This is a genomic window from Burkholderia sp. MSh2, assembly GCF_000731655.1.
GTDB classification, from domain to species: Bacteria; Pseudomonadota; Gammaproteobacteria; order Burkholderiales; family Burkholderiaceae; genus Burkholderia; species Burkholderia paludis.
This window is the reverse complement of record NZ_JPGM01000071.1, coordinates 46,001-54,177: the sequence shown is the minus strand read 5'-3', so window position 1 is coordinate 54,177 and position 8,177 is coordinate 46,001. Positions and strand designations below refer to the sequence as shown.

7 protein-coding genes and 1 rRNA gene are annotated in these 8,177 nt (G+C 66.9%); 6 read left to right on the top strand and 2 right to left on the bottom strand.

The window, feature by feature from the left end; translation table 11 throughout:
* The 4 genes from rrf to GQ57_RS32240 all read left to right on the top strand — a co-directional run.
* Nucleotides 1-89, top strand: a 5S ribosomal RNA gene (gene rrf, locus GQ57_RS44455); the annotation flags it as partial.
* A 252-nt stretch (nucleotides 90-341) separates the two neighbouring features.
* Entirely contained in the window at nucleotides 342-1,277 is a 936-nt protein-coding gene (locus tag GQ57_RS32250) for an alpha/beta fold hydrolase (protein ID WP_034199995.1), read from the top strand.
* A gap of 32 nt (nucleotides 1,278-1,309) precedes the next feature.
* Entirely contained in the window at nucleotides 1,310-2,365 is a 1,056-nt protein-coding gene (locus GQ57_RS32245; protein ID WP_034199994.1) for a sensor histidine kinase, read from the top strand.
* Entirely contained in the window at nucleotides 2,362-3,093 is a 732-nt protein-coding gene (locus GQ57_RS32240; RefSeq protein ID WP_034199993.1) for a LytR/AlgR family response regulator transcription factor, read from the top strand. Before GQ57_RS32245 ends, GQ57_RS32240 begins: the two co-directional genes overlap by 4 nt.
* Nucleotides 3,094-3,597: 504 nt before the next feature.
* On the opposite strand, the gene GQ57_RS32235 is transcribed toward GQ57_RS32240, so the two are convergent.
* Nucleotides 3,598-4,062: a GNAT family N-acetyltransferase gene (locus tag GQ57_RS32235; RefSeq protein ID WP_034199992.1), complete on the bottom strand. Its 465-nt coding sequence runs from the start codon at nucleotides 4,060-4,062 to the stop codon at nucleotides 3,598-3,600.
* 108 nt (nucleotides 4,063-4,170) lie between these two features.
* On the bottom strand, nucleotides 4,171-4,542 hold the full coding sequence (locus GQ57_RS32230) for a nuclear transport factor 2 family protein (RefSeq protein WP_031403020.1): 372 nt from the start codon (nucleotides 4,540-4,542) through the stop codon (nucleotides 4,171-4,173).
* Nucleotides 4,543-5,170: 628 nt separating this feature from the next.
* Between GQ57_RS32230 and GQ57_RS32220 the strand changes: the two genes are divergently transcribed.
* Together GQ57_RS32220 and GQ57_RS32215 are read left to right on the top strand one after the other, a co-directional pair.
* Nucleotides 5,171-6,676, top strand: coding sequence for an aldehyde dehydrogenase (locus GQ57_RS32220; RefSeq protein WP_034199990.1), 1,506 nt, complete (start codon nucleotides 5,171-5,173; stop codon nucleotides 6,674-6,676).
* 80 nt (nucleotides 6,677-6,756) lie between these two features.
* Nucleotides 6,757-8,148, top strand: a complete 1,392-nt coding sequence (locus tag GQ57_RS32215) for an aspartate aminotransferase family protein (RefSeq protein ID WP_034199989.1) — start codon at nucleotides 6,757-6,759, stop codon at nucleotides 8,146-8,148.
* Nucleotides 8,149-8,177 lie beyond the last annotated feature (29 nt).

Here is an 8,177-nt window from a genome sequence, read left to right as displayed (position 1 = left end):
CCACCCCTTCCCATCCCGAACAGGACCGTGAAACGACTCTACGCCGATGATAGTGCGGATTCCCGTGTGAAAGTAGGTAATCGTCAGGCTCCCTAAGCCAAGAACCCCCGCCCGAAAAGGCGGGGGTTTTTGCATTTCGGCGGCGGAAATGCTGCGAGGCATGTTGGCAGGTGGAATCGGCTACGCCGGTTTCCGGATGCGGTGTCGATACATCGATGCCGGCCCCCGCCTTTCGACCGCTCATCCTCGGCGGGAGCCGTTGCTCCGAAATCGCAACCGCGGCTCCGTGATCGTCGCTACGCTGGCTACCCCTGGCGTTACCCATCGACAAGGAGCAAACGATGAAGATATTTCCGGCACCCTGGTCCGTTACGAAGGCCTTGGCCCGGCTCGCGATGACCGGCATGACGATGGCCGCACTCGGCCCGGGCCTGGCACATGCGGCCACCGACGCGCCGAACGTGCCCGGCAAGGTGCAGGTCGAAGTGGTCGGCAGCGGTCGCCCGGTGCTGATGATTCCCGGGCTGAACAGCAGCGCGGAAGTCTGGCGCGACACCTGCCGGGCGCTGCAGCCGCAGGTGCAATGCCTGCTGGTTCAGTTGCCCGGTTTTGCCGGTGCGGCTGCGGCCGTCCCGCGCCCGGCCGACTTCCTGCCGGCCATGCGCGATGAACTGCTGGCCTATCTGCAGGCGCGGGGTCTGGCGAAGGTAGCCGTGATGGGCCACAGCCTGGGCGGTGTGCTGGCGATGGAACTGGCACTGAAGGCGCCCGAGGCCGTTGGCCCGCTGATCATCGTCGATTCGCTGCCGTTCTATGCGGCGGCGATGAATCCGCACACGAATGCGCAGAACGTGGCCGTCGTGGCCGGACAACTGCGCCAGGCCCTGCTGACGGCCGACGACGCCAGTTTCCAGGCGCGCAACGACGCCACCGCCAGAACGCTGACCCGCAGCGTCGACCATCTTCCCGAACTGCAACGCTGGGGCCGCGACACCGATCGCGCGACGATGGCCGATGCGCTGTACTCGATGATGATGCGCGATCTGCGCGACGATGTCGCGGGCATCCACACCCCCGTGCTGGTGCTGGGCGCCTGGGCGAGCTATCAGCCGTTCGGCGGTACCGAGGCTTCGGTCCGGGAAGTGTTCCAGGCACAGTATGCGAAGCTGCAGGGCGTGCAGATCGCGATGAGCGCGCAGGGCTACCATTTCCTGATGTGGGACGATCCGCGCTGGCTGCAGGATCAGGTGCGTACCTTCCTGGCTGCGCATCCGTGATCGTCGCACGCCACCTCGCCCGCACATCCGCCATGCCCATCGACGCCACGACTTGCTCCCGCCGTTTCTGGTCGCTCAACGCGCTGGCCTGGGCGGGCTATGGCGTGTTCTCCGTGTGGGCGGGCAGCCGCTTCACCCATGGCGCGGTCGTCAGCGGGGTGGTGCTGATCAGTGTGAGTCTCGCGGTTTCGTTATGGTTGTGCAGCGGTGCGTTGCGCGCGGTGGCGTTGCGCCGGGGCTGGTGGGACGGTGGTCTGGGCAGCCTGATGTTGAAGCTGACCGCCGGCGTGGCGATCGGCACGAGCGTGGCGCAGGCGGTGACGGCGGCGCTGCTGCTGCCCGCGCTGACCCTGGGCTGGGTGCAACTGCCCGGCGGGCAGGCGGACTACCGGCTGTCGTCCATGCTGGTGTACTGGATGAACACCGCGCTGTTCCTGCTGATGTGGACGGGTCTGTGGGCCGGCTTGCATGGCCTGCGCCGCGCTCGCGACAGCGAACTGGCGCGACTGCGCGCCGAGGCCGAGCGCAGCGTGCTGGAGCGCGACGCGTTGCGCGCGCGGCTCAACCCGCATTTCGTGTTCAACGCGTTGAACAACCTGCGCGCGCTGATCCTGGAAGACCCCGAAGGCGCGCGCGACATGGTCACCCGCCTGTCGCGCACACTGCGCCGCGCACTGGCGCACAATCGTAGCGAGCAGGTGACGCTGGCCGATGAACTGGCGGTGGTCGACGACTATCTGGCCATCGAGGCCATTCACTTCGAGCAGCGCCTGCACGTGCGCCTGGATATCGCCGCCGGGGCGGAGCAGGCACGGTTGCCGGCGATGGCGCTGCAATTGCTGGTGGAGAACGCGATCAAGCACGGCATCGCCGCCCGCCCGGGTGGTGGCGAGGTACGCATTCATGCCACGCTCGACGGCGACCTGCTGCGGCTGCAGGTGGACAACCCGATTGGCACGGGCAGCCCTGACGTCGATGGTCACGGGGTCGGTCTGGCGTACCTGCGCGCGCAATTGGGCGCGCGCGGGCGTTTCGCGCTGCAACCGGTAGGCGAGCGCATGCGGGCCATCCTGGAGATTCCTCAATGAGCGAGTTGCTGCGCGTGCTGATTGTCGACGACGCACGGCTGGCCCGGCAGGAGTTGCGCATGCTGCTGTCGGCGCTGCCATGGGTGGAATGCGTGGGCGAGGTCGACGATGTGCCGGCTGCGCGCGACGCGATTGTCGCGCTGGCGCCGGATCTCGTGTTGCTGGACGTGCAGATGCCGTCCGGCAGCGGCTTCGACGTACTGGACGGGTTGGAGACGGTGCCCGCGGTGGTGTTCGTCACCGCTTACGATACCTATGCCGTGCGCGCGTTCCAGGCCAACGCGCTGGACTATCTGGTCAAGCCGGTGGAGGCGCCGCGCTTGCTGGAAGCACTGCAGCGCGCGCGTCGGCGAGAGGTGCCGGTGGTCGGGGCGCCCGCGCTGCGCACGACGCTGGGCGAGCAGGACCAGGTGTTCGTTCGCGAGGGCGAGCGGTGCTGGTTCGTGGCGGTGCTCGAAATCCGCCGGCTGGTGGTGGACGGAAACTACACGCGGCTGTGGTTCCGAGACCAGAACGCGCTGCTGCCTCGCAGCCTGAGTGCGCTGGAGGCGCGATTGCCGTCGGCGCTGTTTTTTCGCGCCAACCGCAATACGCTGGTCAACCTGCGGTGCATCCGGGCGGTCACGCCGGGCATCGGCGACGGATATGACCTGACGCTGGATGATGGCAGCGAGGTGGAGGTGTCGCGGCGGCAGGCGCGGGAGCTGCGCGAACGGATGGCGTTGTAGCGGTTGCCGTGGTTTGGCGTGGCGCCCTTTTCAAGGTAAAAGATAAGGAATGCGAAGGTAATGAACGGAGACCGTGACGCACCGGATTTCGACGGTCGTCCGGCGGGCGATGGACCGATCGCGAAGGGACGTTCGGCCCATCCGGGAGATCGATCGTCACACTGTGATTTTCAATCATGCACGGAGGCCTTGAGGCATCAGATTGCGTCGGTCGTCCGGCGGGCGGTGAACCGATTGCGAAGGGGTGTTCGGCGCATCCGAGAGATCGATCATCACACAATGATCTTCAATCATGCACGGAGGCCGTGACGCACCGGATTGCGTCTGTCGTCCAGTGGGCGATGGACCAATCGCGAAGGGACGTTCGGCCCATCCGCGAGACCGATCATCAAACTGTGATTTTCAATCATGCACGGAGACCGCGGCGCACCGGATTGCGTCAGCCGTCCGGCGGGCGATGGACCAATCGCGAAGGGACGTTCGGCCCATCCACGAGATCGACCATCACACCGTGATTTTCAAGATCGGGAAGAACCGGCCCGGGATGACGGACGACTCCTTTTCACCGATTTTCACCGCACCGAGCGACAGGTAGAACGGCGCCGCGTTCGGATCCGCTTCGATCACGAAACTTCCGATGCCTCGTGCGGCAGCCTCCTGCCGGACTGCGGACCACAACGCGCGGGCGATACCGCGGCCCATGTAGTCCGGGTGAACGAACAGCCACCCGGGCGTCGGCAGGTCGGAATCCGAAGCCGTCCTGATCCAGAACCCGACGACGTGTGCTGCGGATTCGGCGACGTAGCCGATCGAACCGGCGATCATCTCCGGCGCGATCGTGAGGTCGCCCTCCCACACGGCGAGCCACTCCTCGGGGTAGCCCCAGTGCGCTTTCGAAACACGGGCGAGCGCCGTGAGCGCGTTCGCATCCGAGGGATGAGCGGCACGGACGGAAAAAGGCGGGTGCATCCTGTCTCCCGTTAACTGTCGAAGCGGCAGATTACGGCCGATTCGGTGGGCACGTGTGGCGCGGCACCGCGCATCGGCGCTCGACTCCGCGCCCGATTCCGCGCCGATTCAGCCGATCCCGGACGCGTGTCCGGCGACGACCCGCCAGCGTGCACCGGAGGGTCGCCACAGACGCGTGTAGGCAAACGTCCCGGCGATCCCGACCGAGTCGAAACGACCTGCGAGCGTTGCCTGCACGGTTACCAGAATCATCTCGTCGATCGCATGCGCTTGAACATCGTGGAGATCGAGTCGATCGAGCCGCAGCCGTTTCGCGCGATGCGCCGCAAGATCGTCGTCCTTCGAGATGACCTGGCCGCCCGGTACGGTAAATACCAGGCCGTCGTCCAGCAGCGCGTCGAGTGCGTCGACGTCGTTGGCCAGCATGGCCGCCCGAAGGGCGGCTTCGTACGGCTCGATGCGTGTCAGTGGCGTATCCATGTCGGGTTCCTGCCTCCCGGAGGTCACGGCTTCGTCGATGGGCCGCGGCGGGGCGGGCGCTCGTCAATTTACCTCAATACCGTGTGCGTGCGTTACGAACCGCGCTCCGCACGCGCTTTTGCCGGTGACGGGCGCCGGCCGGCATTGTCACGCGGATGCCGGGCAACGCGCGTGCGCCGACGGTCGGATAAAGCGCGGCCGCAATGCGCCACGCCGTCGGCGCACGCAACGCCAGCGCGCATTCGACAATGCGCGGCGAGCGGCACGTCGGGTTTGCGCTCGACGGTGGACGAATCGCCTTGCCGGGGTGGCCGGAGCGCCATGCGACGTCGCACGACGACACGCGCGATGTTCGCCGCATCTGCGGCCCCTCCGCTATTCCCGTCGCACATGCAGCCTGGCAGGAAGACCGGCCGCACGCCGGCCGGATGGATAGAAAGAACCTCTTCAATGAGAAGCAAAAGTGTTCTTTCAGATTGCTATTTGATGACCGACAGTTCGACAACCGGACAACGGCAGCGATGCGCGGCGGCCGTGAACGACGGTCGTGTCCGCCGGCGTCTGTCGTCGGGTCGAATGCCGGCGGAGAACCACGTAACGCCGCCCGGTCGTCAAAACGGAGCCCTGAATGAACCCAGCTTCAGCAGAAAGCCATCAGTACGCGGACTGGAGACGTCTCGCGGCGCAAGTCATTCCGAGAACGCTTGCACACATCGGCGGCCGAAGCGTGCCGGCCCGAAGCGGCCGGACGTTTGCCGCCGTCAATCCGGCCACCGAGGCCGTCATCGCGGAAGTCGCGTCGTGCGATGCGGCGGATGTCGACGACGCGGTGCGCGCCGCGCGTGACGCGTTCGAATCCGGTGTCTGGTCGCGCTGCGCGCCGGCCGAGCGCAAGCGCGTGCTGTGCCGGCTCGGTGAACGCGTCGCGGCGCATGGCGCCGAGCTCGCGCTGCTCGATTCGCTCAACATGGGCAAGCGCGTGGCGGACGCGTTCGACATCGACGTGCCGGCGGCGAGCGGCCTGTTCAGCTGGTATGGCGAAGCCGTCGACAAGCTGCACGGCGAAGTCGCGTCGACCGACCCCGGCAACCTCGCGGTCGTCACGCGCGAACCGCTGGGCGTCGTCGGCGCGGTGGTGCCGTGGAATTTCCCGCTCGACATGGTCGCGTGGAAGGTGGCGCCGGCGCTGGCGGCCGGCAACAGCGTCGTGCTGAAGCCGGCGGAACAGTCGCCGCTGTCCGCGCTGCGTCTCGCGGAGCTGGCGCTCGAGGCCGGCTTGCCGCCGGGCGTGCTGAACGTCGTGCCGGGCTACGGCGAGACCGCGGGGCGCGCGCTCGGGCTGCACCCCGACGTCGACGTGCTTGCATTCACGGGTTCGACGGCCGTCGGCAGGAAATTCCTCGAGTACGCCGCGCAGTCGAACCTGAAGCAGGTGTGGCTCGAATGCGGCGGCAAGAGCCCGAACCTGGTGTTCGACGACACCGACGATCTCGATCTGGCCGCGCGCAAGGCCTGCTTCGGCATTTTCTTCAACCAGGGCGAGGTGTGTTCCGCGAACTCGCGGCTGCTGGTGCAACGCACGATTCACGATGCGTTCGTCGACCGGCTGATCGCGCATGCCGCCGCGTTCATGCCGGGCGATCCGCTCGATCCGTCGAGCGGGATGGGCGCCATGGTCGACGCGCGGCAGCATCGGCGCGTGCGCGAGTGGATCGCGCGCGGCCGCCAGTGCGCAACGCTCGCGCTCGGCGGCGGCGCGCCGCAAGTCGACGGCAAGGGCTACTTCATCGAGCCGACGATCTTCATCGACGTGAAGCACGACGACGCCATCGCGCGCGAGGAGATCTTCGGGCCCGTGCTGTCGGTGATGGCCTTCGATACCGAGGACGAGGCCGTGCGGCGCGCGAACGACTCGATCTATGGGCTGGCCGCGTCGGTCTGGACCGGCAGGCTGTCGCGCGCGCATCGCGTGTCGGGCCGGCTGCGCGCCGGCACGGTATCCGTCAACACGGTCGATGCGCTGAGCGCGCAGACGCCGTTCGGCGGGTTCCGCCAGTCGGGTTTCGGCCGCGATCTTTCGCTGCACGCGATCGACAAGTACACGGGCCTGAAGACCACCTGGATCCGCTACTGATTCGACGCGGCGGCCGCCAGCGGCCGCGCCGGGCAGCACGACAGCCCTTTTCATCCGTAAAACGAACCGGAGACTCGCCCATGAACGCGCCCAATTTTCAGCATCGCACGACGCAGGACTATCAACGCAGCGACGCCGCGCATCACCTGCATGCATTCGTGGACCAGAAGGCGCTGAACGAGGAGGGCGCGCGCGTGATGGTGCGCGGCGAAGGTGTCCATCTATGGGATAGCGACGGCAACCGCTATCTGGACGGCATGTCGGGACTGTGGTGCACCAATGTCGGCTACGGGCGGCCGGAGCTGATCGATGCCGCGGCGCGGCAGATGAAGGCGCTGTCGTACTACAACATGTTCTTCCATACGACGCACCCGGCGGTGATCGAATTGTCGGAGCGGTTGTTCGCGCTGCTCGGCAACCGCTTCAGTCACGTGGTGTACACCAATTCGGGATCCGAAGCGAACGAGGTGATGATCCGTACCGTGCGGCGGTTCTGGGACGTGATGGGCCAGCCGGAGAAGAAGGTGCTGATCGGCCGCGTGAACGGCTATCACGGATCGACGGTCGGCAGCGCGTCGCTCGGCGGCATGGCGTTCATGCACGAAATGGGCGACCTGCCGATTCCGGACGTTGCGCACGTCGACGAACCGTACTGGTATGCGCATGGCGGCGACCAGAGCCCGGTGGCGTTCGGCAGGCAGGCGGCGTTGTCGCTCGAGCGCAAGATTCTCGAGATCGGTGCGGACCGCGTCGCCGCATTCGTCGCGGAGCCGTTCCAGGGGGCGGGCGGGATGATCTTCCCGCCGGACGGCTACTGGCAGGAGATCGAGCGCATCTGCCGCCAATACGACGTGCTGCTCTGCGCGGACGAAGTGATCGGCGGCTTCGGCCGTACCGGCGAGTGGTTCGCGCATCGTCACTTCGGCTTCGAACCGGATCTGATCTGCATCGCCAAGGGGCTGACCTCGGGCTACGTGCCGATGGGCGGCCTGATCATGAGCCGGCGCATCGGCGGCGCGCTGGTCGACAAGGGCGGGGTCTACGCGCACGGGCTGACCTATTCGGGGCACCCGGTTGCGGCCGCGGTCGCGCTGGCCAATCTCGACGTGCTCGAGCGCGAAGGCCTCGTCGAGCGGACGAAGACGGATACGGGCCCGTATCTGCAGCGGGCGTTGCGCGACGCGTTCGACGGTCATCCGCTGATCGGCGAGATCCAGGGCGTCGGCGCCGTCGGCGCCATCCAGTTCGCGAAGAACAAGGCGACGCGCGAGCGCTTTGCCAACGAAGCCGATCTGACCTGGCACAGCCGGACGGTCGGATTCGAGCTCGGCGCGATCGTGCGTTCGACGAACGGCCGCCTGATCGTTGCGCCGCCGCTGGTGATCGATCACGGGCAAATCGACGAACTGGTCGCCACGATGCGCCACGCCGTCGATGCGACCGCACGCGAAGTGCTCGGGATCGACGTGTGACCGGCTGAGCGACGCGCCTGCGTCCGGCG

Excerpts from the sequence above, each read along its gene's own strand:
- GQ57_RS32235 (WP_034199992.1), bottom strand. The coding sequence starts at position 4,062 with ATGCACCCGCCTTTTTCCGTCCGTGCCGCTCATCCCTCGGATGCGAAC.
- GQ57_RS32245 (WP_034199994.1), top strand. The coding sequence starts at position 1,310 with ATGCCCATCGACGCCACGACTTGCTCCCGCCGTTTCTGGTCGCTCAAC.
- GQ57_RS32220 (WP_034199990.1), top strand. The coding sequence starts at position 5,171 with ATGAACCCAGCTTCAGCAGAAAGCCATCAGTACGCGGACTGGAGACGT.
- GQ57_RS32215 (WP_034199989.1), top strand. The coding sequence starts at position 6,757 with ATGAACGCGCCCAATTTTCAGCATCGCACGACGCAGGACTATCAACGC.
- GQ57_RS32250 (WP_034199995.1), top strand. The coding sequence starts at position 342 with ATGAAGATATTTCCGGCACCCTGGTCCGTTACGAAGGCCTTGGCCCGG.
- GQ57_RS32230 (WP_031403020.1), bottom strand. The coding sequence starts at position 4,542 with ATGGATACGCCACTGACACGCATCGAGCCGTACGAAGCCGCCCTTCGG.
- GQ57_RS32240 (WP_034199993.1), top strand. The coding sequence starts at position 2,362 with ATGAGCGAGTTGCTGCGCGTGCTGATTGTCGACGACGCACGGCTGGCC.